21 protein-coding genes and 2 pseudogenes are annotated in these 25,478 nt (G+C 72.6%); 15 read left to right on the top strand and 8 right to left on the bottom strand.

The features are described from left to right. Positions 1-27 precede the first annotated feature (27 nt). Positions 28-1,056 carry a MerR family transcriptional regulator gene (locus NFU81_RS34735; RefSeq protein WP_274037685.1) on the top strand — a complete coding sequence of 343 codons (1,029 nt, stop codon included), beginning with the start codon at positions 28-30 and terminating at the stop codon, positions 1,054-1,056. A 57-nt stretch (positions 1,057-1,113) separates the two neighbouring features. Here the strand turns inward: NFU81_RS34735 and NFU81_RS34730 are convergent, their stop codons facing one another. Then, positions 1,114-2,484: a cryptochrome/photolyase family protein gene (locus NFU81_RS34730; RefSeq protein WP_251499306.1), complete on the bottom strand. Its 1,371-nt coding sequence runs from the start codon at positions 2,482-2,484 to the stop codon at positions 1,114-1,116. A gap of 303 nt (positions 2,485-2,787) precedes the next feature. Between NFU81_RS34730 and NFU81_RS34725 the strand changes: the two genes are divergently transcribed. Continuing rightward, a complete protein-coding gene (locus NFU81_RS34725; RefSeq protein WP_251499303.1) occupies positions 2,788-4,047 on the top strand; it encodes an NAD(P)/FAD-dependent oxidoreductase in 1,260 nt (419 codons plus the stop codon). A 28-nt stretch (positions 4,048-4,075) separates the two neighbouring features. Here the strand turns inward: NFU81_RS34725 and NFU81_RS34720 are convergent, their stop codons facing one another. The 4 genes from NFU81_RS34720 to NFU81_RS34705 all read right to left on the bottom strand — a co-directional run bounded on the left by NFU81_RS34720 (position 4,076) and on the right by NFU81_RS34705 (position 7,791). Beyond that, the gene (locus tag NFU81_RS34720) at positions 4,076-5,650 is read right to left on the bottom strand and encodes a cryptochrome/photolyase family protein (RefSeq protein ID WP_422665369.1); all 1,575 of its coding nucleotides are present in this window, start codon (positions 5,648-5,650) and stop codon (positions 4,076-4,078) included. Positions 5,651-5,682: 32 nt separating this feature from the next. Further along, positions 5,683-6,189 (bottom strand): universal stress protein, encoded by a 507-nt coding sequence (locus NFU81_RS34715; protein WP_251499297.1) that lies wholly within the window; start codon positions 6,187-6,189, stop codon positions 5,683-5,685. 4 nt (positions 6,190-6,193) lie between these two features. Next, positions 6,194-7,453: an SLC13 family permease gene (locus tag NFU81_RS34710; RefSeq protein WP_251499295.1), complete on the bottom strand. Its 1,260-nt coding sequence runs from the start codon at positions 7,451-7,453 to the stop codon at positions 6,194-6,196. Between the two features lie 77 nt (positions 7,454-7,530). Continuing rightward, complete coding sequence (locus NFU81_RS34705; RefSeq protein WP_251499292.1) at positions 7,531-7,791, bottom strand: hypothetical protein; 261 nt, start codon at positions 7,789-7,791, stop codon at positions 7,531-7,533. A gap of 134 nt (positions 7,792-7,925) precedes the next feature. On the opposite strand from NFU81_RS34705, the gene NFU81_RS34700 reads away from it, so the two are divergent. The 8 genes from NFU81_RS34700 (at position 7,926) to NFU81_RS34660 (ending at position 17,217) form a co-directional block, all read left to right on the top strand. Beyond that, positions 7,926-8,594, top strand: coding sequence for a class I SAM-dependent methyltransferase (locus tag NFU81_RS34700; protein WP_251499289.1), 669 nt, complete (start codon positions 7,926-7,928; stop codon positions 8,592-8,594). A gap of 278 nt (positions 8,595-8,872) precedes the next feature. Next, complete coding sequence (locus NFU81_RS34695) at positions 8,873-9,511, top strand: carbonic anhydrase (protein WP_251499286.1); 639 nt, start codon at positions 8,873-8,875, stop codon at positions 9,509-9,511. 105 nt (positions 9,512-9,616) lie between these two features. Next, positions 9,617-9,910 (top strand): YiaA/YiaB family inner membrane protein, encoded by a 294-nt coding sequence (locus NFU81_RS34690; protein ID WP_251499284.1) that lies wholly within the window; start codon positions 9,617-9,619, stop codon positions 9,908-9,910. 130 nt (positions 9,911-10,040) lie between these two features. Beyond that, positions 10,041-10,463, top strand: a complete 423-nt coding sequence (locus tag NFU81_RS34685) for a PPOX class F420-dependent oxidoreductase (protein ID WP_251499281.1) — start codon at positions 10,041-10,043, stop codon at positions 10,461-10,463. A 200-nt stretch (positions 10,464-10,663) separates the two neighbouring features. Then, on the top strand, positions 10,664-14,206 hold the full coding sequence (locus NFU81_RS41500; RefSeq protein ID WP_422665368.1) for a discoidin domain-containing protein: 3,543 nt from the start codon (positions 10,664-10,666) through the stop codon (positions 14,204-14,206). 286 nt (positions 14,207-14,492) lie between these two features. Next, positions 14,493-15,278 carry a molybdate ABC transporter substrate-binding protein gene (modA, locus tag NFU81_RS34670; RefSeq protein ID WP_251499348.1) on the top strand — a complete coding sequence of 262 codons (786 nt, stop codon included), beginning with the start codon at positions 14,493-14,495 and terminating at the stop codon, positions 15,276-15,278. Further along, on the top strand, positions 15,275-16,129 hold the full coding sequence (locus tag NFU81_RS34665) for an ABC transporter permease (RefSeq protein ID WP_422665367.1): 855 nt from the start codon (positions 15,275-15,277) through the stop codon (positions 16,127-16,129). The genes modA and NFU81_RS34665 overlap by 4 nt, the downstream gene beginning before the upstream one ends. Further along, positions 16,111-17,217, top strand: a complete 1,107-nt coding sequence (locus NFU81_RS34660) for an ABC transporter ATP-binding protein (RefSeq protein WP_422665371.1) — start codon at positions 16,111-16,113, stop codon at positions 17,215-17,217. Before NFU81_RS34665 ends, NFU81_RS34660 begins: the two co-directional genes overlap by 19 nt. Before the next feature lie 96 nt (positions 17,218-17,313). Here the strand turns inward: NFU81_RS34660 and NFU81_RS34655 are convergent, their stop codons facing one another. Then, positions 17,314-18,561 carry a ThuA domain-containing protein gene (locus NFU81_RS34655; RefSeq protein WP_251499276.1) on the bottom strand — a complete coding sequence of 416 codons (1,248 nt, stop codon included), beginning with the start codon at positions 18,559-18,561 and terminating at the stop codon, positions 17,314-17,316. A gap of 204 nt (positions 18,562-18,765) precedes the next feature. Between NFU81_RS34655 and NFU81_RS34650 the strand changes: the two are divergent. The 3 genes and pseudogenes from NFU81_RS34650 to NFU81_RS34640 form a co-directional block, all read left to right on the top strand. Next, positions 18,766-19,989, top strand: a pseudogene (locus tag NFU81_RS34650) (alginate lyase family protein); the annotation flags it as partial. Continuing rightward, complete coding sequence (locus tag NFU81_RS34645; protein ID WP_251499344.1) at positions 19,990-20,427, top strand: RICIN domain-containing protein; 438 nt, start codon at positions 19,990-19,992, stop codon at positions 20,425-20,427. A 246-nt stretch (positions 20,428-20,673) separates the two neighbouring features. Beyond that, positions 20,674-21,093 (top strand): VOC family protein, encoded by a 420-nt coding sequence (locus NFU81_RS34640; RefSeq protein WP_251499273.1) that lies wholly within the window; start codon positions 20,674-20,676, stop codon positions 21,091-21,093. A 67-nt stretch (positions 21,094-21,160) separates the two neighbouring features. On the opposite strand, the pseudogene NFU81_RS41495 reads toward NFU81_RS34640, so the two are convergent. After that, a pseudogene (locus NFU81_RS41495) lies at positions 21,161-21,415 on the bottom strand (IS701 family transposase); the annotation flags it as partial. A gap of 48 nt (positions 21,416-21,463) precedes the next feature. Next, a complete protein-coding gene (locus tag NFU81_RS34635) occupies positions 21,464-22,723 on the bottom strand; it encodes a Gfo/Idh/MocA family protein (RefSeq protein ID WP_251499271.1) in 1,260 nt (419 codons plus the stop codon). Between the two features lie 72 nt (positions 22,724-22,795). Between NFU81_RS34635 and NFU81_RS34630 the strand changes: the two genes are divergently transcribed. Together NFU81_RS34630 and NFU81_RS34625 are read left to right on the top strand one after the other, a co-directional pair. Beyond that, positions 22,796-24,031, top strand: coding sequence for an ROK family transcriptional regulator (locus NFU81_RS34630; RefSeq protein WP_251499269.1), 1,236 nt, complete (start codon positions 22,796-22,798; stop codon positions 24,029-24,031). A 294-nt stretch (positions 24,032-24,325) separates the two neighbouring features. Continuing rightward, on the top strand, positions 24,326-25,441 hold the full coding sequence (locus NFU81_RS34625; RefSeq protein WP_251499266.1) for an ABC transporter substrate-binding protein: 1,116 nt from the start codon (positions 24,326-24,328) through the stop codon (positions 25,439-25,441). Positions 25,442-25,478: the final 37 nt, after the last annotated feature.

The following is a 25,478-nucleotide window of genomic DNA, read 5'->3' as shown; positions in this document are numbered from 1 at the left end:
ATCGAAGGTGCGTCGTATCCTGAGGTGATGTCAGACACCCTCCGGCCCTCGCGTCCCCGGCCACCTCTGGACGAGACGAAGGCCGGCATCACGACCGGTGCACTGGCCCGGCAGATCGGCGTGTCGCCGACCACGCTGCGCTCCTGGGACCGCCGCTACGGGCTGGGTCCCGCGGTCCGCGACGACGGCCGCCACCGGCGCTGGACCCCTCGGGACGTGGCGGTGCTGGAGGAGATGTGCCGGCTGACCGCGAGGGGCCTGGCGCCCGCGGAGGCCGCCCGGCTGGCCCGCCAGGGCGACGGGACCGCTGAACTCGCTTTATCCACCGATCCGTTGACGGAAGGGCAGTCACCCGCGCGGGACGAGGGAACCGCGCCGTCCGACGGCGGGGCGCGGCGGGAGTGCAAGGGGCTCGTACGGGCCGCGGTGCGGCTGGACGCCGTCACCGTGCAGGCCTCGCTCGCCGCGGCAGTGCACCGGCACGGCCTTGTCACGGCGTGGCAGGAGGTGATGGTGCCGGCCCTGCGGGCGGCGGGGCGCCGCTGGGCGTCCTCCGGCGACCGGTACGTGGAGGTGGAGCACCTGCTGTCCTGGCATGTCTCCAGCATCCTGCGCGCCGAGACGCTGGCCGCCCCGCTGCCGGACCCGGCCCGTGGCACGGCCCTTCTGGCGTGCGTCCCGGCCGAGTTGCACACGTTGCCGTTGGAGGCGCTGAACGCCGCGGCGGTCCGGGCCGGGGTGGCCACCCGGATTCTCGGCGGGGCGGTCCCGGCGGAGGCGCTGGCGACAGCGGCGCAGCGCACCGGACCGCAGGCGCTGGTGCTGTGGTCGCAGTCGCGGTCGACGAGCAGCGAGCCGCTGGCCCGGCATCTGGCCGCCGCGCAGTGGGGGGTGAGGGGCGCCATGACCAGGCCGCTCGTCATGACCGCAGGCCCCGGGTGGACTTCCGACGTCGCCGGGACCGTCCGGCCCCGCACGCTGCCGGAAGCCATGCGCCTGCTGCGCGGCGCCTGCGGCGGCGGTGCCGCGGTTGCGACGCCCGTGCCCGGGACTTGAGACCCGGGACTTGAGACCCGGGCGGTACGGCCGCGGGTTGCGCCGGGGTGCGGACCGTCAGACATTGCTGCGGGCGCGCTGGAATCGTTCGAGGGCCTCGGGCAGGCCGACGATCGGTTCCGGGTAGTCGACTCCCGCCCGCTCCAGCCCCGGCAGCTTCCACGGTTCGTGCACGGACGCGCCCTCCACGTCGCGCAGTTCGGGGACCCAGCGCCGCACGTACGCGCCCTCGGGGTCGTAGCGGTGGGCCTGCCGCAAGGGGTTGAGCACGCGGTTGGGGCGGGTGTCGGTGCCGGTGCCCGCCACCCACTGCCAGTTGAGCTGGTTGTTGGCCACGTCGCCGTCGACCAGCAGGTCCATGAAGTGCCGTGCGCCGACGCGCCAGTCGACGTAGAGGCTCTTGGCCAGGAAACTCGCCGCGAGCAGCCTTCCGCGGTTGTGCATCCAGCCCTCGTGGGCGAGTTGGCGCATGGCCGCGTCCACGATCGGGTAGCCCGTACGGCCCTCCTTCCACGCGTCGATGTCGTCGCGTGCCGCCGCACCGCGCCAGCGGTCGTGCCGGTCGCGGTAGTCGGCCGTCGCGGCCTGCGGGCGGGCGGCCAGCACCTGGTGGTGGAAGTCCCGCCAGGCCAGCTGCCGTACGAACGCGTCCGCCCCGGCCCCGCCGCGGCGGCGTGCCCGCTGCACGCACTCCACCGGGGACAGGGTGCCGAAGTGCAGATGCGGCGACAGCCGCGAGGTCGCGTCACCGGCCAGGTCGTCGTGCCGCTCCTCGTACGCCTCGACGCCGTCGCGCAGCCACGCCGCCAGCCGCGCCCGGCCCTCCTGCTCACCGCCGCGGGCCAGCCCCGGCGACGTCCCCGCCACCTTCGCCCGGTCGGGCAGCGCCTCGGAGCCGATCCCCTCCGGTACCCGTACCTCCCGCGGTGCGGGCGACGGCGCCCGCAGCGCGCACTGCGACCAGCGGCGGAAGTACGGGGTGAACACCGCGAAGTGGTCGGACGACGCGGGGGTCACCTCGCCCGGCGCCACCGCGTGCGCCACCCCGTCGTGGACGAACAGCCGGCAGCCCTGCCGTTCCAGCGCGTCGTGCAGCCGCTGCTCGCGGCGGTGACCGTACGCGCTCGGGGCGGCCGACAGGTGCACCTCGTCCGAGCCGGCCTCGGTGACCGCACGGCACACCTCCTCGACGACGTCACCGGTGCGGACCACCAGGCGGCCGCCGCGCTCGCGCAGACCGGCGTCGAGCCCGGCCAGGCAGTCGGCGAGGAAGGCCGCCCGGTTGGGGACGGCGAACCCGGTCCGTTCGATGGCCAGGTCGCGGACGAACAGCGGCAGCACCTCGTCCGCACCCGACAGGGCCGCGCGCAGCGGGGGATGGTCGTGCAGGCGCAGGTCGCTGGTGAACAGCACGACGGGAACGCTCATGGCAGGCGGCTCCTGGAGATGGGCGGTCGGCGGACACCGGTGTATTCGGCCGCGCGGGCTCCGGCGGATGCACCCTCACCCCGCCACCTTCGCCTTCCCGGGCGGCGCGCTGGTGTGTACGCGTCCTGGCGGGCAGGCCCCGACGGTGGACATGCACGCGCACGGCTGCACGCGGCGCGGCCGATCGGGTGACCGCAAGGGGTGGCGGCGGCCGCGGCGGAGCGTCAGGTGGTCGGCTGGGCTGCGGAAGCTGCCGGCCGGGCGGAACGCCGGCATGCGGCGGCGGCGGCCGAGAGAGGTGTGATGGCGGTGGCGAAGGCGGCGGACGTGCTGGTCGTCGGGGCGGGCGTGGCCGGACTGGCGTGCGCGCAGGACCTGGCGGCGGCGGGACTCGACGTCCTGGTACTGGAGGCGTCCGACGCGGTGGGCGGCCGGATGCGCACCGACGTGCGGGACGGCTTCCGCTTCGACCGCGGCTTCCAGGTGGTCAACACCTCCTACCCGCAGCTGCGCCGGCGCCTGCGCCTGCCGGAGCTGTCCCTGCGGCCGTTCACGCCCGGCATCCTGCTGCACACCCCGCGCGGGCGGCTGCGCTTCACCGACCCGACCCGCGCCCCCAAGCTGGCCGGCGACCTGCTGCCCGGCCGGCTGGCGTCGCTGCGCGACCTGTCCGCCCTGGTCATGCTGTGCGGGCGGGACCTGGTGCTGCCGCCGAGCACCTTGCGGCACGCCGCGGAGCGCACGACCAGGACCGCGCTGGCCGATGCGGCGATCAGCGAGGACCTGGTCGAGACGCTGTTCCGGCCGTTCCTGTCGGGGGTGTTCCTGGAGAGCGAGCTGGAGACCTCCAGCCGGTTCTTCCACCTGGTGTGGCGATCGATGCTGCGCGGCTCGGTGTGCCTGCCCGCGCGCGGCGTGGCGGCGGTGCCCGAGCAGCTGGCCACCGCGCTGTCCGTGGACGCCGTGCGCCTGGGCACCCCGGTGGAGCGGCTCACCGACGACGGCGTGCTGACCTCGTACGGCGACGAGCTGCCCGCCGCCGCGGTGGTCGTCGCCACGGGTCCTTCCGCGGCGGCCGCCCTGCTGCCCGGCCTGGAGGTGCCGGCCACCCGCTCGGTCACCACGTACTACCACGCCGCCCCCGCCAGCCCGCTGCGCGAGCCGACCCTGCTCGTCGACACCGCACGGCGCGTCCTGAACAGCGTGGTGCTCAGCGAGGTCAGCCCCACGTACGCGCCGCGCGGCCGGGCGCTGGTCTCCACCTCCGTGCTCGGCGCGGACGGGGGGCCCGGGCAGGAGGCCGAGGTCCGCGGCACTCTGGCGGAGCTGTACGGGGCCGACACCTCCGGCTGGGAGCCGGTGGCCGTCCACCGCGTGGCCGAGGCGCTGCCCGCCATGACCCCGCCGTGGCCGCTCATCCGCACCACCCGGCATTCCCCTGGCCGTTACGTCTGCGGTGACCACCGGGCCACCGGCTCGGTCCAGGGCGCGATGGCCTCCGGCGCCTGCGCCGCCCGTGAACTCCTCGCCGACCGCGAGGCGCGCGGCGGCGCTGCCCGCTGACCGCCCGAGGGGGCGCGCCGCGGCCGGTTCACGGCGGCAGGTCGCCGCGCTCGCGCTGCTCCCGCAGCAGCACGTCGAGGTCCGCAAGCCGGTCGAGGCCCGCCACGGCCCTGGCCATCCGGTGGTTGCCTGCCAGGCGGGCGCGGTGCCGGTGGAGGAGCGACCAGTAGCCGCGCGTGAAGGGGCAGGCGTGCTCGCCGCTGCGCTCGGTGGGCCGGTAGGCGCACGGTCCGCACAGGTCGCTCATGGTGTGGATGTACGAGCCGCCGGAGGTGTACGGCTTGGTGGTCATGCGGCCGCCGTCGGCGTACTGCGACATGCCGACGACGTTGGGGAGCATCACCCAGTCGTGGCCGTCGACGAAGCAGCGGTGGAACCAGTCGGTGACCGCGGCGGGGTCCCAGCCCTGCTGCAGGGCGTGGCTGCCCAGCACCATCAGTCGGGGGATGTGGTGCGTCCACCCGGTGTCGCGCACCTGGGCCAGCACGGTGGACAGGCAGCGCGCGGTGGGGGCGTCGGCGTCCAGGTCCGCGAACCACCCGGGCAGCGGGGCGTGGTGGCCCAGCGCGTTGAGCCGGCGGTAGTCCTCGCCGAAGTACCAGTAGAGCTGCCACACGTATTCGCGCCAGCCCGCGACCTGCCGGACGAAGCCCTCGACGCTGTTCAGCGGGGCCGCACCGGCCCGCCAGGCCGCCTCGGCCCGCTGCGCGCACTCGGCGGGGTCCAGCAGGCCCAGGTTGAGGGAGGACGACAGCAGGCTGTGGCTCATGACCGGGTCGGCCGCGAGCATCGCGTCCTCGTGCGGGCCGAAGCCCGCCAGCCGCTCGTCGACGAAACGGCGCAGCGCGGCCAGGGCCTCGCGCCGGGTGGCGGGGAACCGCCGCGGGCCGTCCCGTCCGACGAAGCTCACCTCGCCTGCGCGTTCCCAGCGGTCCAGGTCGTCGCGGACCTCGGCGTCGATGTCGTCCTCACGCGGGCGGTAGGGCGCGGGCGCGCCGAGCACGCCGGTGCCGCGCGGCGGCGGCTGCCGGTTGTCGTGGTCGAGGTTCCAGTGGCCGCCCGCAGGCTCGGACCCGTCCATGAGCAGCCCGTGCGCGCGCCTGACCCAGCGGTAGAAGTCCTCCTGCCGCAGCCGGCCGCCGCCGTGGCCGTCCGCCCAGGTGCGGAAGTCGCCGTGCGCCACGAGGAAGCCGCGGGCCGGCAGCACGTGGACCCGGTCCAGCCCCTCCACCAGGGCCAGGGCGGCGCGTGACGTCGGGTGGTGGACGGTGACCCGCCCGTCGGGAGCGGCCCGCTGCAGCCCCTCGCGGTAGGTGTCGGCCTTGACATAGCTGACCCGGTCGCCCAGTTCGGCGGCGCGGTGGCGCATGGCGGACAGCACGAGGTGGGCCTTGGCCCGGTGGAAGCGCCTGCGGCGCAGGACGGAACGGGCCTCGATCATGATCAGCGGACTGCTGCGGCCGACACCTTCGGCGCCGTGACGGCCGCCGAGGAAGTGCGGGCCGAGCTGGTCGCCGAACAGCCAGTGCGGATCAGCCACGGTTTCGCCTCCGGCGCGGGGCCTTCTGTGGTGCCCGACGGGTGCATGAGCATACAGGGGCATAAGCCGTGCAACGGGGCACTACGGGCCGGGGTTCAGTGCGGCGGGTGGTGGGGCGGGTGCGGAGGCGGCGGCGGGATGGTGGCGATGCCGGGCGCGGTGTCGGGCCAGACCAGCAGGACCGGGCAGGGGGCGTGGTCCACGATGAAGCGGCTGGCGGGGCCGAGGCTCCGCGGCCCGAGGTGGGTGCGGTCGCCGTCGCGGGCCAGGACGAGCAGGTCCGCGCCCTCGGCGGCGGCGACCACCTCCCGCTCGATGCGGCCGCTGCGCTCCTGCCGGGCGCACGGGCGGCCCAGCCGCCGGGCGGCCTCCGACAGGAGCCGATCGGCGGACGCGGCGGCCAGGTGTTCGAGCCGGGTGCTGGGGTCGCGTTCCGGATGGCCGCGGCCGAGCAGCCCGGCGAACGCGCCGCGTGCCGCACCGGGCACGTCGGCGGGGCTGACGTGCAGCAGGACGACGTCCGCGGCCCCGGGCGCCTGGGCGCGGGCGGCGTCCACGCAGGCGGGCCAGGTGCCTTCGACGATCCAGACGACCACGGCCATGGGGTCATCCTCCTCCGATCGCGGTCAGTGAGACCCACAGTGCCAGCACCGCGACGCCCAGGGCGGCAGGTACGGCGTACAGGCCGAGCCGGGTGAACTCCTTCAGCTCCACCTCGGCGTCGTGGGCGTGCACGATACGCCGCCACAGCAGCGTGGCCAGCGAGCCGGCGTAGGTGAGGTTGGGGCCGATGTTCACCCCGAGCAGCACCGCGAGGACGGCGCCGGAGCCGGACGGGGCGGTCAGCGGCACCAGGACCAGCACCGCGGGCAGGTTGTTGATCACGTTGGCGAGCACCGCGGCCAGCACGGCGATGCCCAGCAGCGCGGCGAGGCCGGTTCCGTCGGGGATCAGGTGGCCGAGGGCGGTGTCGAGGCCGTTGTCGACGACCGCGCGCACCACGATGCCCAGGGCCAGGACGAAGGCGAGGAAGGGCACCGAGCCGGCGCGCAGCAGGGCGCCGGGGGTGGTGCGGCGCCGGGCCAGCGCGCGGACCGCGAGGACGGCCGCGCCCGCCGCCGCCGCCCAGGCGGGGTTGACGCCGACCGCGGAGGTGACGACGAAGCCGGCCAGCGTGCACGCCACCGTGGCCAGGGCGAACACCGGCACGTCGGGAGCCTCGGCGGTGGGCGGGGCGGTGGCGCCGGAGTCCAGGTCGGTGGCGAAGAACCGGCGGAAGACGGCGTACTCGGCGGCGATGGCCACCAGCCAGGGCAGCACCATCAGGGCGGCGAACCGGGTGAAGCTCAGCCCGCTGGCGGCGAACGCCAGCAGGTTGGTGAGGTTGGAGACCGGGAGCAGCAGCGAGGCGGTGTTCGACAGGTGCGTGCACGCGTACACGTGCGGCCGGGACCGGGCGCCCAGCCGGGCGGCGGTGGCGAACACCACCGGGGTCAGCAGCACGATGGTCGCGTCGAGGCTGAGCACCGCGGTGATCACCGACGCCAGGACGAACACCTGTACCAGCAGGCGGCGCGGCCGGCCCGCCGCCGTACGGGCCATCCACGCGCCGCACGCCTGGAACAGCCCCTCGTCGTCGCACAGCTGGGCCAGGACCAGGACGGCGGCCAGGAACCCGATCACCGGCCCGAGCAGGGCGGCCTCGTCGGCCGCGTGGTCCAGCGAGATCGCCCCGGTGGCGATGACGACGCCGGCGGCCGGTACCGCGACGACCGCCTCGGGCCACCCCCACGGGCGCACCACGGCGCACGCCAGGACGACCACGAGGAGAAGGGCGGACAGTGCTTCGGCCGGTGCAGTACTCACCGCCCTATCTTCTCCGGACCGGCGCCGCCGAACCTGAAGCCGCCCTGGTCACGGCGGAGGAACAGGCGGACCGGAGGTCAGCAGGCGGCGCCCAGGACGCGGACCTCGCGGCGCTTCCCGGGGTACCTCGCCCTGAGGTCGTCCAGCGACACCGGCAGCCAGTCGACCTCGATCTTCTTCGCCGCCAGCGGGAAGGTCGCGCAGCGGACGCCGTCCCACTGCTCCTGGAAGTGCTGCAGCGCACTTCCGCACTCCGGGTCCTCGGCGCCCTCGTAGCAGGGCTGGCCGCACGCGGAGCAGAGGAAGACGGGGCCGGCGTGTGTGCGGATCGATTCCATGGCGGCAGCGTCACACGCCGCCGATCTCCCGCGGCGAAGATGGCCGCAAGTGACCGCAATCAGCCGTTCCTGGTCACAACCTGATCCGCGCCGCCCGGACGGGAGTTGTCAGACCCCCGCCCTACGGTGGGCCGATGCGCATACACCGTATGGACCGCCCAGCCGATCTCGACGTGGTCCGTGACTCCTACGACCGGGTGGCCGACAACTACGTGGACATGGTGCTGACGACAGGAATCGGCGACATCCGCCGCCATCCCTGGCTCAAGGCATCCATCGACGCCTTCGCCGACACCGTGGGCGGCCTCGGCCCCGTCCTCGACGTGGGCTGCGGCCCCGGGACGGTGACCGCCTACCTCGACGAGCGAGGACTGGACGTCTCCGGCGTCGACCTCTCGCCCCGCATGATCGAGAACGCGCGGCGCCTTTACCCGCAGTGCCGTTTCGACGTCTCCTCCGCCACCGATCTCGACCTCGCGCCGCAGTCCCTGGGCGGGGTGCTCGGGTGGTGGTCGCTGTTCAACCTCCCCCGCGACGTCCTGCCCCAGGTCCTCGCCCATTTCGCGCAGGCCCTCAAGCCCGGCGGCCACTTCATCACCGCCACGCACGTCGGTGACGAGGACGCCCTGCGCACCGAGGCCTACGGAGGGGTGTCCGTGCGCTGGACGACGCACAAGTGGCGGCCCGAGCAGTTCGTCGACCTGATCGAGCGGGCCGGGCTGCACCCGGTCGCCGAACTCCGACTCCCCGCCGAGGAACAGATCGGGCCGGGCGTGGTCATCATGGCCAAGCGCCCGGCCTGAACGGCGTGCCGGCCTTGCGCCTGCCGACCCGGTCGGCGCCGGGCCGGCAGGCGGTCATCGGGTACCGCGCCCGGTCAGCGCAGGGACCAGACCTGGTTGGGCTGGGTGCCGCTCCCGTAGCAGTCCGACACGCTGGGGCGCCACCAAGGTCGCCACCGTGTGGCAGTCCGCCGTCTGGCCGCTGGACTCCTCGCCCGACCCTTCACCGGCTGAGCCCGCCGGCCCCCTTCGGCGCACCCTGCGCGGTGGCCGGCGGTGCCACCTCGTAGCCTGCAGGCATGACCTACACCCCGCCGCTGACCCCCGCCGAAGCCTTCGACCTGCTGCTGGCAGGCAACGAGCGGTTCGTCGCGGGCGCCCCGCAGCACCCGAGCCAGGACGCCGCGCGCCGTGCAGAGACCGTCTCCGAGCAGCGCCCGTTCGCCGTGCTCTTCGGGTGCTCGGACTCGCGCCTGGCCGCCGAGATCATCTTCGACCGGGGCCTGGGGGATCTCTTCGTGGTCCGCACCGCGGGCCACGTGGCGGGGCCCGAGGTGCTGGGCAGCATCGAGTACGGCGTGAGCCTGCTGGACTGCCCCCTGGTCGTGGTGCTGGGCCACGACTCGTGCGGCGCGGTCGCGGCCGCCCGCGCCGCCCTGGCCGACGGCGTCGGCACCACCGGCTACGTGCGCGACGTCGTCGAACGCGTCACGCCCAGCGTCCTGGCCGCCCGCGCGGCGGGGCTGACCGGGGACGACGACATCATCGACGAGCACGTGCGCCACACCGTCGACCTGCTCATGGACCGCTCCCGGATACTGGCCGACAACGTCGCCGCCGGGAAGACCGCCGTGGTGGGCCTGTCCTACCAGCTGGCCGACGGCAGCGCCCGAATGGTCACCACCCGCGGCCTCCCGGCCGAGGCCGAGGCGGCCTGACCGCCGCCTGACCGCCGCCTGACCGGTCCGCCCGGCCGTCCCCCCGTACCGCGGATGAGTAGCCGTACTCATGACGGGGGCGTCGCGGCCGGGGATCGTGGAGGTATGACGAAGGTGATTCCGCAGCAGCAGACGACTGCTGCATACGCCGTGCAGGCCGCGATCTCGTTCGCGCTTGCACTGGGCGCGATGGTGGTGGGGGTGGCGTATCTGCCGGTGGACCCTTGGGTGCGGGCCTTCCTGGCAGTGGGGCTGCTCTATGTCGTGACGGCGACCTTCACGCTGTCCAAGGTGGTACGGGACCGCCAGCAGGAGGGCCAGGTGACCAGCAGGGTGGACCAGGCCCGGCTGGACAAGCTGCTGGCCGAGCACGACCCCTTCAAGGTGGAGGGGATCTGACGGTTCTGCCCGTCGTTGCGAACCGTGGTGCGGCCCGTCGTGACGGCGGGCCGCACCGCTGGTCGGCGGGGGGTCGGGGACGCCGGCCGGCCTGTGTCGCACCGGGCGCAGGACACCTAGAATCTGCCGGATGACGATACTTATCGATGAACTGCGCTCGCTGATCGAGAGCGGGCCGTTAACGCATCTGTCCACCGTGAATCCGGACGGCAGTCCGCAGTCCACCCTCATCTGGATCGGGCTCGACGGCGACGACATCGTCAGCGCCCACATGATGCTGCGCCAGAAGGTGCGCAACGTGCAGCGCGACCCGCGCGTCGTCCTGACCTTCACCGCACCCGCCACGCCCGGCGCCATGCTCGCGCCGTACGCGTTCCTGCACGCCAAGGCCACCGTCGAGGAAGGCGGCGCCCGCGACCTGCTGACCCGCCTCGGCAAGGTCTACGTCGGCCCCGACTACGAGTTCCCGCTGCCGCCCGGCGAGGGCTACCTGCTGCGCTATTCCGTCGAGCGCGTCGGCGGCGTCGGCCCCTGGGCGCCCCCGATGGGCTGACGCCCCGCCAGATCCCCCCGCGGCACCGCTCGGACGAGCCGCGGCACCACATGGAGCACCCCGCAGCCCCGGCCAGGACGGCCGGGGCTGCGGCCGTGCTGTGCACAGGCATTGACAGTGATCAGGCCTTGCATGAGACTCCCCCCGGAGAGCGCTCTCCCGGCTTCGTCAAGAGGTACACACCCCCCATGGAGATGCACATGAGCCTCCTGTCCCTCTTCCTGCGCGCCCTTCGGCGCAGAAGACCCTTACTGGCCGCCGCGGTGGCGGCCGTCGTCGTGGCGGCAGGGGCGATCACCGCCACCACCGGCACCGCGAACGCCGCACCCTCGCTGCTGTCGCAGGGGAAGACCGCGACGGCGTCCTCCACCGAGAACGCCGGCACCCCGGCCTCGGCGGCCGTCGACGGCAACACCGGCACCCGCTGGTCCAGCGCCGCCGCCGACCCGCAGTGGCTCCAGGTCGACCTCGGCAGCAGCGCCACCCTCAGCTCCGTCACCCTCAACTGGGAGACGGCCTACGCCACCGCGTTCAAGATCCAGGTCTCGGACAACGCGCAGACCTGGACCGACGCCTACTCCACCACCACCGCGACCGGCGGCAACCAGACGGTTCCCGTAAACGCTTCCGGCCGCTACGTCCGGATGTACGGCACCGCCCGCGCCACCGGATACGGCTACTCCCTGTGGGAGTTCCAGGTCTTCGGCACGACCGGCGGCACGAACCCCGGCGCCTGCGGCACCGACAACGCCGCCCAGGGGAAGACCGCCACCACGTCCTCCACCGAGAACGCCGGCACCCCGGCCTCGGCGGCCGTCGACGGCAACACCGGCACCCGCTGGTCCAGCGCGGCCGCCGACCCGCAGTGGCTCCAGGTCGACCTCGGCTCCTCGCAGACCGTCTGCCAGGTGGTGCTCAACTGGGAGTCCGCCTACGCCACGGCGTTCAAGATCCAGGTCTCGGACAACGCGCAGACCTGGACCGACGCCTACTCCACCACGGCCGGCACCGGCGGCGTCCAGACGCTGAACGCCTCGGGCACCGGCCGCTACGTGCGGATGTACGGCACCGCCCGCGCTACCGGATACGGCTACTCCCTCTGGGAGTTCCAGGTCCGCACCACCTCCGGCGGCGGCACCACCACACCCCCCACCACCGACCCCGGCGGCGGCGACTTCTCCGGCACCGTCATCTCCGCCTACAAGCAGGTGGCCGCGTCCTCGTACGAGGGCGGCAACGCCCCGGCCGCCGCCCTCGACGGCCGGACCACCACCCGCTGGTCGAGCCTGTCCAGCGACGACCAGTGGCTGCGCGTCGACCTCGGCGGCACCGGCACCCTCAGCGGCATCGTGCTCAACTGGGAGTCGGCGTACGCCACCGGCTACCGCATCGAGATCTCCGACAACGGCACCTCGTGGACGCAGCTGTACGCGACCACGACCGGCACGGGCGGCATCGAGAAGCTGCCGGTGACCGGCAAGGGGCGCTACGTGCGCTTCACCGGCACCGCCCGCGCCACCGGATACGGCTACTCCCTGTGGGAGTTCCAGGTCTACGGCACCGTCGACAGCTCCACCGCGACACCGCCGCTGCTGTCGGGACCGACCAAGGCCCCCGCCACCACCGGCCAGTTCCAGCTGGCCGCACCGGCGGACAAGGCCATGGTCACCACCACCCGCCGTCCGCCGCTGAGCTGGAACGCGGTGTCCGGTACCGCCCACTACGAGGTGTGGCTCAACATCAGCCGCACCGACTACGACTTCACCGCGTCCGGCAACCTGCTGGACCTCTACACCAAGGTGGCCGAGCCCACCGGCACGAGCTACACGCCGAGTTGGGACATCACCGACCGGTGGACGTACAAGTGGTTCGTGGTCGCGGTGTCCGGCTCGGGCGCGAGGACCACCTCCGACATCCGTACGTTCAGCCTCTACCTGCCGGACGTCGAGCAGGTCGCGGACGGTGTCAACGTGATCAACGGCGCCCGCGACCTCAACAAGGACGGCCAGATCGAGCCGTACGAGGACTGGCGGCAGCCGGTCGCCACCCGCGCCAGTGACCTTCTCAGCCGGATGACGCTGGAGGAGAAGGCCTATCAGATGTTCTACAACGTCCAGACCTTCCCGCTGTCCGGCTGGCACTTCGGACCCGCGCAGCCCGCGGACCTGAACAACGTGCTGCTCTCCACCGCCGCGACCCGGCTCGGCATCCCGCCGGTCTCGGCGGGCGACACCACGGCCGGCTACCAGACGACGTATCCGCTGCAGAGCACCCTGTCGGCGGGCAAGGACTACCCGCTGGACTACAAGCTCGGCGACATGCAGCGCAAGGAGGAGCTGGAGGTCGGGGCGCGCGGCACCCTCTCACCGCTCGCCGAGGTCGGCACCAAGGTGCTGTACCCGCGCATCCAGGAGGGCGGCGGCGAGAACGCCGACGTGGCGGCGGCCCAGCTGCGGGCGCTGGTCGCCGGCCTGCAGGGCGGTCCGGAGCTGAACCCGGGCTCCGTGCTGGCGACGGTCAAGCACTGGCCGGGCGAGGGCGCGGGCGGCGAGGCCGGCATCGTCTACGACGCCACCACGATCAAGTACCACATGATCCCGTTCCGGGCGGCGATGGAGGCCGGCGCGGTCAACATCATGCCGGGCTACGCGGGCAGTTCGTACCTCGACCCGGGCGGTCCCGGTGCGGGTGACAGCGCCAAGATCCTCACCTACCTGCGGCAGAACATGGGCTACACCGGTCTGATCACCACGGACTGGCTGCCGTCGGGTGCCTGGGTCAACGCGGCGAACGCGGGCTCCGACGTGATGGGCGGCGCCGACCCGGGCGCTCCCGACTTCACCATGGCGGGCTTCGAACAGCAGGTCCCGCTGGCCAGGATCAACGACGCGGTGACGCGGATCCTCACGCTCAAGTTCGAGCTGGGCATCTTCGACCACCCGTACGGCGACCCGGTCAACGGCCCCTACCGCTTCCACCAGCCGTCGTACACGCAGCTGGCCAACCAGGCCTCCCGCGAGTCCGACACCGTGCTCAAGAACAACGGTGTGCTGCCGCTCAAGCTCAACTCGGGCGACAACATCGTGGTGGCCGGCGACCGGGCGACCGACGGCGCGGCCTGCTGCATCTGGTCCAGCTACTTCCACCCGGACTACGGGTCGCTGGACCAGCTCGACGCCCTGAAGGCGAGAGCCGCCCAGAACGGGGTGAACGTCTCCCAGGGCACGGCCACCAACCCGAAGGTCGCGGTGGTGTACGTCGGCGAGCCGTCGTACACCCACGCCACCGCGTGGCCCGACACCCAGCCGTACCTGCCGGCCGACCAGCTGGCGCTGATCCAGAACTACAAGAACCAGGGGCTCAAGGTGGTGGTCGTCCTGACCCTGCCGCGGCCCATCGTGATCAGCGACTGGAACACCCTGGCCGACGCCATCGTGGTGACCTACCGCGGCGGCGAGGAGGTCGGCCCGGCCACGGCGAGCCTGCTGTTCGGGGACTACACCCCGCGCGGCCACCTGCCCTGGCAGCTGCCGCGCAGCCTCGACCAGGTGCTCAAGCCGGGCGGCGGTGACAACCAGGCCGACGCGAACGAGGCGTGGGACCTGCCGTACGACCTCGGTGCGACCGCGGCCGAGCGGGCCGACATCCGGGCGAAGATCGACGCGGGTCAGACCGTGCCGACGACGTACGGCAACCCGCTCTACGCCTACGGGGCCGGGCTGACCAGCTGGGCCACCGGCTGATCCGACCAGCACCGCGGACCCCGTCCGCGCTCCCGGGCTCGTCCCGGCACGGGAGCGCGGGCGGTTCCGGCCCCCGGGCACGGCAGGTGCGATCGTGTGATCGCACAAGCCAGGCCCGGGGGCCGGATCGTTTGGTTTATGCAATGTGCCAGCTGACTTCCTCCTCGCATCTGCGGAATTATGATCGTGGTATCCGCACGGCAGCGTGCGGCAGAGAGGGAGACATCCTGTGACAACCCGTTCCGCACGCCGCCATGCCCTCCCCCTGGCGCTGGGCGGCGCCGCGATGCTGCTGGCGCTCACCGCCTGCTCCTCCTCGGACGACACGTCCTCCGACCCCCCCGGCAGGTCGGCCGCGTCCACGGCCACCTCGTCGACCAGCGCGTCCCCGAAGGTCAGCGGGTCTGTCACGGTCTTCGCCGCGGCCTCGCTGAAGGAGTCCTTCAGCACGCTCGGCAAGCAGTTCGAGACCGCGTACCCGGGCACGAAGGTCACCTTCAGCTTCGGCGGCAGCGACACCCTCGCCGCGAGCATCACCGCGGGCGCCCCCGCCGACGTCTTCGCCGCCGCCAGCCCGACCACCATGAAGACCGTCACCGACGCGGGCGACGGGCAGGGCGAACCGTCCACCTTCGTCCGCAACCAGCTGGAGATCGCCACCCCGCCCGGCAACCCGCAGCACATCGCCACCCTCAAGGACCTCACCAGGTCCGGCCTGAAGGTGGCGCTCTGCGCGAAGACCGTGCCGTGCGGCTCGGCCGCGCAGAAGGCGCTGACCGCCGGCGGGATCAGCCTCACACCGGTGTCCTACGAGCAGGACGTGAAGTCGGCGCTGACCAAGGTGGAGCTGAAGGAGGTCGACGCGGCGGTGGTCTACCGGACCGACGTGAAGGCCGCAGGTGGCAAGGTGGACGGCGTGCAGTTCCCCGAATCCGCCGGCGCCGTCAACGCGTACCCGATCGTCGCGCTCAAGGACGCCCCCAACCCGGCGGCCGCGCAGGCCTTCATCGCGCTGGTGAAGTCCGCCGAGGGCCAGAAGGTGCTGACAGAAGCGGGCTTCCTGAACCCGTGACGGACGACACCACCACCGCCGCCGCCGGCTTCCTGGACGCCCCCGGAAACCGGCAGCGGCGCGCCCGCACCGGCGGCCGGGTGCCGGTCGCACTGGTGCTGCCCGCGCTGATCGGCCTCGCCTTCCTGCTGCTGCCGCTGGTCGCGCTGCTGATCAGGGCGCCCTGGCGGAGCCTGCCCGACCAGCTGGCCGGCGCCGCGGTGTGGCAGGCGCTGCGGCTGTCGCTGCAGACCGCGACACTGGCGACGGCGGCGTCGCTGCTCTTCGGCGTGCCGCTGGCGTGGCTGCTGGCGCGTACCGAATTCCCCGGGCGGCGGCTGGTCCGCGCGCTGGTCACGCTGCCGCTGGTGCTGCCGCCGGTGGTCGGCGGCGTGGCGCTGCTGCTCGCGCTGGGCCGCAACGGGGTGGTGGGGCGCTGGCTCGACACCGCCTTCGGCATCACGCTGCCCTTCACCACCTCGGGCGTGGTCGTCGCCGAGACCTTCGTGGCCATGCCCTTCCTGGTGATCACCGTCGAGGGCACGCTGCGCGCCGCCGACGCGCGCTACGAGGAGGCCGCGGCGACGCTGGGCGCCTCCCGCTTCACCGCCTTCCGCCGGGTGACGCTGCCGATGATCGCGCCGGGCGTGGCCGCCGGTGCGGTGCTCGCCTGGGCGCGCGCGCTGGGCGAGTTCGGGGCGACCATCACCTTCGCCGGCAGTTTCCCCGGGCGCACCCAGACGATGCCGCTCGCGGTCTACCTGGCGCTCCAGGACGACCCGGCGGCGGCCGTCGCGCTGAGCCTGGTGCTGCTCGCGGTGTCCCTCGCGGTGCTCGCCGGGCTGCGCGAACGCTGGACGGGGGCGCTGTGAGCACCTCCCTGACCAAGGACGAGGGGCTCGACGCCCGCCTTGTGCTCGACCGGGGCACCTTCACCCTGGACGTCGAGCTGACCGTACGGCCCGGCGAGGTGCTGGCCCTGCTCGGCCCGAACGGCGCGGGCAAGACCACCGCGCTGCGCGCCCTGGCCGGGCTGGCCCCGCTGACCGGCGGGCACCTGCGGCTGGACGGCGAGACCCTGGAGGACCCGGCGCTGCGGCGGCGGACCGCGCCCGAGGGCCGCCCGGTCGGGGTGGTCTTCCAGGACTACCTGCTCTTCCCGCACCTGACGGCGCTGGAGAACGTGGCCTTCGGGCCGCGCTGCCACGGGATGCCGCGGGCGGCGGCCCGGGAGCTGGCCGCCGGCCTGCTGGACCGGATGGGCCTGGCCGACCACGCGGGCGCCAAGCCGCGGCGGCTGTCCGGCGGGCAGGCCCAGCGGGTCGCGCTGGCCCGCGCGCTGGCCACCGGGCCGCGGCTGCTGCTGCTCGACGAGCCGCTCGCGGCGCTCGACGCCCGCGCCAGGCTCGACGTACGCGCCGAACTGCGGCGGCATCTGGCCGCCTTCGAGGCGGTGGCGGTGCTGGTCACGCACGACCCGCTGGACGCGATGGTGCTGGCCGACCGGCTGGTGGTGGTCGAGCAGGGCCGCGTCGTCCAGGAGGGCACGCCGGCCGAGATCGCCCGCCGCCCGCGCACCGACTACATCGCCCGGCTGGTCGGCCTGAACCTCTACCGGGGCGACGCGGCGGGCCACACCGTACGGGTGGCGCCGGGGCTCGGCCTGACCACGACCGAGACCCTCGACGGACCGGCCTTCGTCGCCTTCCCACCCAGCTCGGTGACGCTGCACCGGGAGCGCCCCGACTCCAGCGCGCGCAACGCCTGGCCGGCGGAGGTGACGGGAATGGAGTCGCACGGCGACCAGCTCCGTGTCGCCCTCACCGGCTCAGGCCCCGCGGCCGGCCTCCCCCTCGCAGCCGACCTGACCCCGGTGGCCGTCGCCGAACTCCTGCTCGCGCCCGGCGTCCAGGTCTGGGCCTCGGTGAAGGCGGCGCAAACCCATTCCTATCCGGCGTGACGCCGCTCAGTTCCGCCCCCAGAGCTTCACCTGGGGGCGGAACTGCGAGCCAGGCCACGACGGCGGGAAAGGCCGGACCCGGTGAGGGGCAGCCCCTCAGGCGCTGGGCAGCGTCCAGACCTGGTTCGCGGAACCGGTGCAGCTCCAGATCTGGAGCCGCGTGCCGTTGGCCGACGTGTTGCCCGTCGCGTCAAGGCACTTGCCCGACTGCGGGTTGACCAGCGAACCGCCGGACCCAGGTTGCCACACCTGCGACCCCGTCCCGTTGCAGTCGTACAACTGCACCTTCGTCCCGTTGGCCGTGCCCGCCGCCGCGACGTCCATGCACTTGCCGAGGGCCTTCAGGGTCCCGTCGGAACCCACCGTCCAGGACTGCGCGTTGGTGCCGTTGCAGTCGTAAAGCTGCACCGCCGCGCCGTTGGCACTGCTCGCACCGGCGATGTCCACGCACTTCCCGCCGAAGCCGTGGATCGGGCCGGTGCCACCGCCGGCCGGCGGCGTGACGGGGCCGGACTGACCGGCGGCCCACGTGATCTCCTGGAGGAGCAGCTTGTTCTGCTGGGCGCTGGCGAAGGTCGACGACAGCGCGGTGTTGGTCGAGTAGTCCATCGCGTTGTGGCCGAAGTTGTTGTAGACCATGTGGTAATTCCGGTTCGACCAGACGATCGGGTAGTAGCCGCTGTACCAGGTCTGGTTGGGGTCGGTACCGATCGGGAAGGTCGACTGGTCCATCGAGGCCAGGATGTCGATGGCCGGGTTCTGCCGCAGGTCGTTCTGCCAGCTGTACCACTCGCTCACCGACGAGGGGATGGTGGACGCCAGGCCGGCGGTCGCCGGGTGGGACGGGTCCTCGATCTTGAGCGTCTCGGCCGTCGGCCCCCAGGAGTTGGACTGGAACAGCCCGGTCCCGAGGAAGGTCTGGTGGTACCAGGACCAGCTGTTGGACGACGTGTCGTTGTACGCGGCGACGTGGAAGCCGATCCAGCCGCCGCCGTTGTTCATGTAGGTCTGGAACGCGCTCTGCTGTGCCGCGGTCTGCGGGGCGTTGTCGAGGAACAGCACGACCTGGTAGTTCGCCAGGTTCGCGGTGTTGAGCTGGTTCCAGTCGTTGGTCGCGGTGTACGAGAAGCCGTTCGCCGCCGCCTGCTGCGGGAACCAGGCGTTGGCCTCGTGGACGAAGCTGATGTGGGCGGCGTCGTAGGTGCCGTCGTAGAAGGCGAGCACCTTGAACGGGGTCGCGGAGTGCGCCCGGTGGGCCGGGGCCGCCAGGGCGCCGAGCAGTACGGCCAGCAGCGCGAGCAGGCGTATCAGGGTGCGGGGAAGCGCGGTACGGGTTCTGACCATCGGAGGCCTTCCTTGTGCGCGACGGTGGGGGGGACGTGCGCCTGTACCAGGATTCAAAGGTCTAGACGATGTTCATGTCAATGACCTATGGTCCATACCATCCTGACGCTCCCCCACATTTTCCGCGCCGCGGTCAAGGAGCCCCCCATGCAACACTTCCTCCGCATCAGTCGTCCCACACCTCGCCGTAACCGGTTTCGTCATATGCTCCCGCTGATCGCCGCAGGGGCAGTGCTGACAACGGCCGCAGCGCTGGTGACCGGTACCGGTGCCGCGACCGCCGCCATCCCGGCCGCCGCACCCGCCCCCGCGGCCGCCGCGGCGCCCGCCGTCGCCGCCGCCCCGACCGCGTTCGTTCACCCGGGTGTTCTGGTCAGCCGGTCCCAACTCGACTACGTGCGCGGCAAGGTGCAGGCCGGCGCGGCCCCCTGGGCCGCCGCGTACACGCAGATGACGTCCAGCTCCTACGCCTCGCTGTCGCGCACCCCCAAGCCGCGCGCCACCGTCGAGTGCGGGCCGTACTCCAACCCCAACAACGGCTGTACCGACGAGCGCGAGGACGCCATCGCCGCGTACACCGACGCGCTCGCCTGGTACATCAGCGGCAACTCCGCCTACGCGCAGGAGTCGATCAGGCTGATGGACGCCTGGTCGTCGACCATCACCGGGCACACCAACAGCAACGCACCGCTGCAGACCGGCTGGGCGGGCTCGGTGTGGCCGCGGGCCGCCGAGATCATCAAGTACACGTACACCGGCGGCTGGCCGAACTCCGGTCGCTTCGCCACGATGCTGCGCAACGTGTACCTGCCCGAGGTCATCAACGGCTCCAACAGCAACGGCAACTGGGAGCTGACGATGATGGAGGCCGCCGTCGGCATCTCCGTCTTCCTCGACGACACCGCCTCCTACGACCGGGCGGTCGCCCGCTACCTCAACCGCGTACCGGCGTACGTCTACCTCAGCTCGGACGGCTCGCTGCCGAAGACGGTGCCGGGCAGCGGGCTGACCACCGCGTCGCAGATCATCGGCTACTGGCAGGGCCAGTCCACCTTCGTGGACGGTCTCACCCAGGAGACCTGCCGGGACTTCACGCACACCGGTTACGGCATCGCGTCGATCTCCGACGTCGCCGAGACCGCGTACATCCAGGGCCAGGACCTCTACCCGCAGGTCGGTGCGCGCCTGCAGCAGGCGCTCGGCTTCCAGTCGAAGTACGAGCTGGGCACCGCGCCGCCGTCGTGGCTGTGCGGCGGCACGCTCACCCTTGGCCTCGGCCCGGTGACCGAGGTCGGCTTCAACGCGCTGCACAACCGGATGGGCATCGCGATGACCAACACGCAGACCCTGACGGAGTCGCGGCGGCCCGCGGGCTCCAACAACCTCTTCGTCGCGTGGGAGACGCTCACCAACGCGGACAACCCGGATGTGGCGCCCGGGGGTTCCACCACCCCGCCGACGACCCCGCCGCCCGGGGGCGGGGCGGGACCGATCACCGGGATCGGCGGGAAGTGCGTCGACATCGCCGGTGCGAGCAGTGCGAACGGCGCGGCCGTGCAGCTGTACGACTGCAACGGGACTGCCGCGCAGAGCTGGACGGTGGCGTCCGGGGGTGCGCTGCAGGCGCTCGGCAAGTGCATGGACGTGGCCGCGGCCGGGACGGCGAACGGGACGGTGGTGCAGTTGTACGACTGCAACGGGACGGAGTCGCAGGTCTGGCAACCTGGGTCCGGCGGGACCCTGGTGAATCCCCAGTCGGGCAAGTGCCTTGACGCCACCGGGAATTCGTCGGCCAACGGCACGCGGCTCCAGATCTGGACCTGCGCGGGTTCCGCGAACCAGCTCTGGTCGCTGCCCAGCGCCTGAGGGGCTGCCCCTCGCCTCCGGCCCGGCGGCTTTCCTGCCGCCTTGGCTCGGCTCGCAGTTCCGCCCTCAGAGCTTCGCCTGGGGGTACCCCCAGCGCCCCTGATGGCTTGCCCTCTGCACCGCAAGGGGCAACCCCCCACAGACGGCGCCGCCGCGGAGATGGGTGCGCATTCGCGGCGGCGCCACCCGCACGGGGTGACCGTTTCGTTCAAGACGGGTCGGGGGCCGCGCCCCTAGCGTGGCCGTATGAACGCACACGCACACGTGACACCCCGCATCGACATGATCGGCCTCGTCGTCGCCGACATGGCGACCTCGCTCGCCTTCTACCGCCGGCTCGGGGTCGGGCTGCCCGCGGTGGGCGACACGCAGCCGCACGTCGAGGTCACGCTGGCCGGCGGGCTGCGGCTGGCGTGGGACACCGTGGAGACGGTCCGCTCCTTCGACCCCGGCTGGACGCCCGCGACCGGCAGCCGGGTCGCGCTCGCCTTCGACTGCGGCAGCCCCGCCGGGGTGGACGCGGTGTGGGCCGAGCTGACGGAGGCCGGCTTCGCGGGGCACCTCAAGCCGTGGGACGCCTTCTGGGGCCAGCGCTACGCGGTCGTCCACGACCCCGACGGCAACGCCGTCGACCTCTTCGCGGCATCGAACGCCTCGGGCGCCTAGTGCTTCGTGAGGCCGGTAGTGGTCGTGGTCTGGTGCGGGTTGTCGGTAGGGGCCGCCCGCAGGTGGTGCGGGCGCCGGTCCAGCATCTGAGCAGGTCCCCGGCCGGGGTGGTGGCGGGCAGGTTCGACATCCAGTAGTCGGTGGGTGCCGGCTGGTCCGCGGGCCACTCGGCCAGCAGCGTCTTCGCGGGCAGGACACCGTCCCGGCGGTTGCGTCCGCCGCCGGCGTCCTGGGCCGCGGCGGTGGCGGTGGCCTGCTTACCCGCAGGACACACCGCAAGAACCCGGAAATGGGACGTCATCGCCGCTTTGCTGCCCTCCCGGTCGTCAGTGCGGGGTACCGCCCCTCCGCAGAAGGCCCCGTCGTCGCCCTACACCCCGGCCGCCAGGGCGACGACCGCGCCGGTCGTCCTGGCCTGCTCCGCCGCCCATACCACGCGGTGGCTGGCCAGGCTCGCCGCCGCGTCGGACTTCAGGACGCCGCGGTCGCCGGTGGCGACTGCTTCCAGGAAGGCGTCCATCAGCGCTTCGTCGCCCCCGCCGTGGCCGTCGGCGGCCGAGGCGCCTGCCGTGGTGCGGGTGTCCACAACTCCCTCCGCGCCGGTGCGGAAGTCGACCGTCCTGATGGTCACGCCGTCGCCGTCGAGATAGCCGTGGGTCCCCAGCAGCCGGGTCCTGCGGTGCTCCTGGGGGGTGAAGGCGCTCATCGTGAACGAGCAGGTGGCGCCGTCGTCGAACTCCATCGAGACCACCTGGTGGTCGACGACGTCGTTGTCGCACGCGTACACGCAGCGCCCGTACGGACCGGTGCGCAGCGCCTCCAGAACGCCGGATACCGTGTGGTCCTCGGTGACCGCGGACAGCGGCCAGTAGCGCCGCTCCGGGTCGTCCAGGCAGTCCAGGTACAGGCGCTTGGCCGAGTACGGGCAGGTGCTCTCGATCGGGCAGTCCGTGCAGCGCGCGGCCGCTCCTGCCGGGGCGCCCTCGGCGCGGAAGTGGGTGAGGCTACCGAAGGAGCTGACCCGGTGCGGCGAGCGGCCGAAGAGATACACCAGCCAGTCGATGTCGTGGCAGGACTTGGTGAGCAGCATCGGCGCCGAGGTGTCAGAGCGGCGCCAGTTGCCGCGGACGAACGAGTGCGCCTGGTGCCACCAGCCGACCGGTTCCAGGTGCTGGACGCTGACCAGGCGGCCGATCGCGCCCTCGTCCAGCATCCGCTTGAGCGTCTGGGTGTACGGGGTGTACCGCAGCACGTGGCAGACCGCGATCATGACGCTGTTCCGCTCGGCGGCCGCGGCTATCTCCGTGGCCTCGCCCTCGGTGGTGGCCATCGGCTTCTCCAGGAGAACGTGGTAGCCGAGGTCTGCCAACGAGATCGCCGGTTCCGTGTGCTGCCGGTCCTGGGTGGCCACGATGGCGGCGTCGGCGAGCCGGCCGGCCGCCGCCAGCTCCGACCAGTCGGCGTACACCCGGTCCGCCGGGACGCCGAACTCCTCGGCCGCTGCGGCACGCCGCACCGGATCGGGTTCGGCCAGCGCCACCACCCGGCCCGAGCCTGAGACCTGCGCGTGGCGTGCGTAGGACTGTCCACGCAGCCCGGCGCCGACGAGAGCTAGAGTCACCCGAGACATGGGATCCCTTCCGGTACTTATCATGGAGTCCCCAATTATTAGTCCACGCAGTAACCGATCTCAAGGGGCGTCGTGACCGAAACTCCGAGCGGCGGCGACCTCTCCCAGCTCCGGCGGCTCAACTCCCTCATGGTGATAAGGGAGCTGAGATCCGCGCCGACCTTGACCCTGACCGAGCTGTCCCGGCGGACCGGACTGTCCCGCGCCTCCACGGAGGACGTGGTGCGCGAGTTGCTGGAGAACGGCTGGCTGGCCGAGGTGCCGGCCGCGTCCGGGATGGTGGGCAGGCCCGCCCGGCGGTTCCGGTTCCGCGCGGACGCGGGACGGGTGCTCGGCGTGGACATCGGCGGTCACAAGATCCTCGCGCTGGTGGCGGACCTGGAGGGAACGGTGCTGCACAGCGCCCGGGTCGCCGTGGCGCCGGCCATGCGCCGCATGGAGCGCCTGGCCGCACTGGACGGCGCGGTGGCCGAAGCGCTCGCGGGCGCCGGGCTGACCACCGCCGACCTGTGGGCGACGGGCGTGGCCACCACAGGACTGGTGGACGGCGCGGGGAGGGTGATGCTCTCCGAGGCGCTGCCGGAGTGGACCGGGGTGGACGTCGGCGCGCATCTGCGCCGCCTGGTCGGCGGCCCGGCACTGGTCGAGAACGACAGCAAGCTGGCCGCGCTGGCCGAGTCGTGGTGCGGGGCGGCGCGCTACGCCAAGGACGTGGTGGTGATCCTCGCCGGGCTGCGCACCGGCGCCGGGCTGATCATCGACGGCAAGCTGCACCGTGGCTTCGGAAACGCCGCCGGAGAGATCGGAGCACTGCCCGCGTCGGGCTGGATCAGGGCGCAGGAGCACCTGCGCGCGTGGCCGCCGCAGGACGGTCCCGCACCGGGGCGGGCGGGAGCGGGCCGGGGCGCCGACCCGCACGCGGACAAGGCAGCAGACAAGGCGGCGGACCAGGAGGCCGCGGCCGAGGCGGTGTTCGAGGCGGCGCGGGCGGGTGACCGCAAGGCGGCGGCGGTGGTGCGGCGCTACGTCCGCGACGTGGCCGTCGGCGCCGCGGCGCTGGTGCTGACCCTGGACCCCGAACTGGTGGTGGTCGGCGGTGGGTTCTCGCGATCGGCGGACCTGATCGCGGAACCTCTGCGGCGCGAGCTGGACCGCTGGTGCATCCGTACGCCCGAGGTGCGGATCTCGGAGTTCGGCGACGAGGGGGTGGCGCTGGGCGCGCTACGGCTGGCCCTCGACTACGTGGACCGGGAGCTGCGCGAACGCCGCGAACTGGGCGACCCCGAGCACTTCTCCCGCCGCGTCTGAGCGGGTCCGGCGGCCGCCGGGAGGACTTCGTAACCTCACAGGTCTTGACTTAATTTACATGGTCTCCATGATTAATCCCAACTTGGCGACTCCGGCTGACTGTCCACCGCCGGGGCGTGCGGATCGTTGGGAGGGCACGGTATGCGGAGGTCGGCTCAGTGGTGTGCGGTGGTACTCGGGGCGGTGCTGACCGCCTCCGCCTGTTCGTCGGGCGGTAGCGGCTCGGACGCAAGTGGTTCCGGCGGAAAGGCCACCCTGTCGTACGGGGTGTGGGACGCGACGCAAAAGGCAGCCATGGAGCAACTCGGCCGCGAGTTCACCCGCACCCACCCCGAGATCACGATCAAGGTCGAGCTGACCCCCTGGGCCGACTACTGGACCAAGCTCAAGGCGGCCGCCACCGGCGGCTCCGCCCCCGACGTGTTCTGGATGAACGGCCCCAATTTCCAGCTCTACGCCTCCAACGGCGTGATCCGCCCGCTGGACGACGGCATCGCCAAGGACAAGGTCGACCTGTCCGTCTACCCAGAGCAGCTGGTGAACCTCTACACCTACCAGGGCAAGCACTACGGCCTGCCGAAGGACGTGGACACGGTCGGTGTGTGGTACAACAAGACGCTCTTCGACGCGGCCAAGATCCCCTATCCGACGGCCGGCTGGACCTGGAGCGACTTCCAGAAGGCCGCCGCGGAGCTGACCGACGCGGGCAAGGGCCAGTACGCCACCGGCGCGGAACTGACGAGTTTCCAGGAGTACCAGTACAACACCATCGCCCAGGCCGGCGGCTATGTGATCTCGCCTGACGGCAAGAAGTCCGGCTACTCCGACCCGAAGACGATCGAGGGCCTGCGCTTCTGGACCGACCTGATCCAGAAGAAGGAGTCGCCGGACCTGAAGACCATGACGGACACCGCGCCGCTCCAGCTCTTCGAGGCCGGCAAGCTCGCGATGTACTGGGGCGGTTCGTGGGACTCCTCCGAGTTCGGCAGCAACACCTACACCAAGGACCGGGTGGACGTCGCCCCGCTGCCCAAGGGCGAGAAGCAGGCGACGATCATCCACGGCCTCGCCAACGTGGTCTCGGCGAAGACCAAGCACGCCGACCAGGCATGGCAGTTCGTGAACTTCCTCGGCTCCAAGCAGGCCGCCGAGATCCTCGCCAGGTCCGGCGCGATGCCGGCGTACAACGGGACGCAGGGCCCCTGGGCCGCCGCCCACCCGCAGTTCCACCTGCAGACGTTCCTCGACGAGGTGGCGTACGGCGTGCCGTACCCGGTCTCGAAGAACACCGCAGCCTGGAACGAAGCCGAGCTGACGTATCTCACCAAGGCGTGGAACGGCCAGGAACCGGTGGACAAGGCGGCGCGCGAGCTGGCCACGGCGATGGACGACCTGCTCGCCAAGGAGTGACATGACCCTCACGTCCACCTCCGGCGCCGCCCCCGCC

The organism is Actinacidiphila cocklensis (genome assembly GCF_907177275.1).
GTDB classification, from domain to species: Bacteria; Actinomycetota; Actinomycetes; order Streptomycetales; family Streptomycetaceae; genus Actinacidiphila; species Actinacidiphila cocklensis.
The sequence above is the reverse complement of the archived record's forward strand: the minus strand, read 5'-3'. Positions and strand labels throughout refer to the sequence as shown.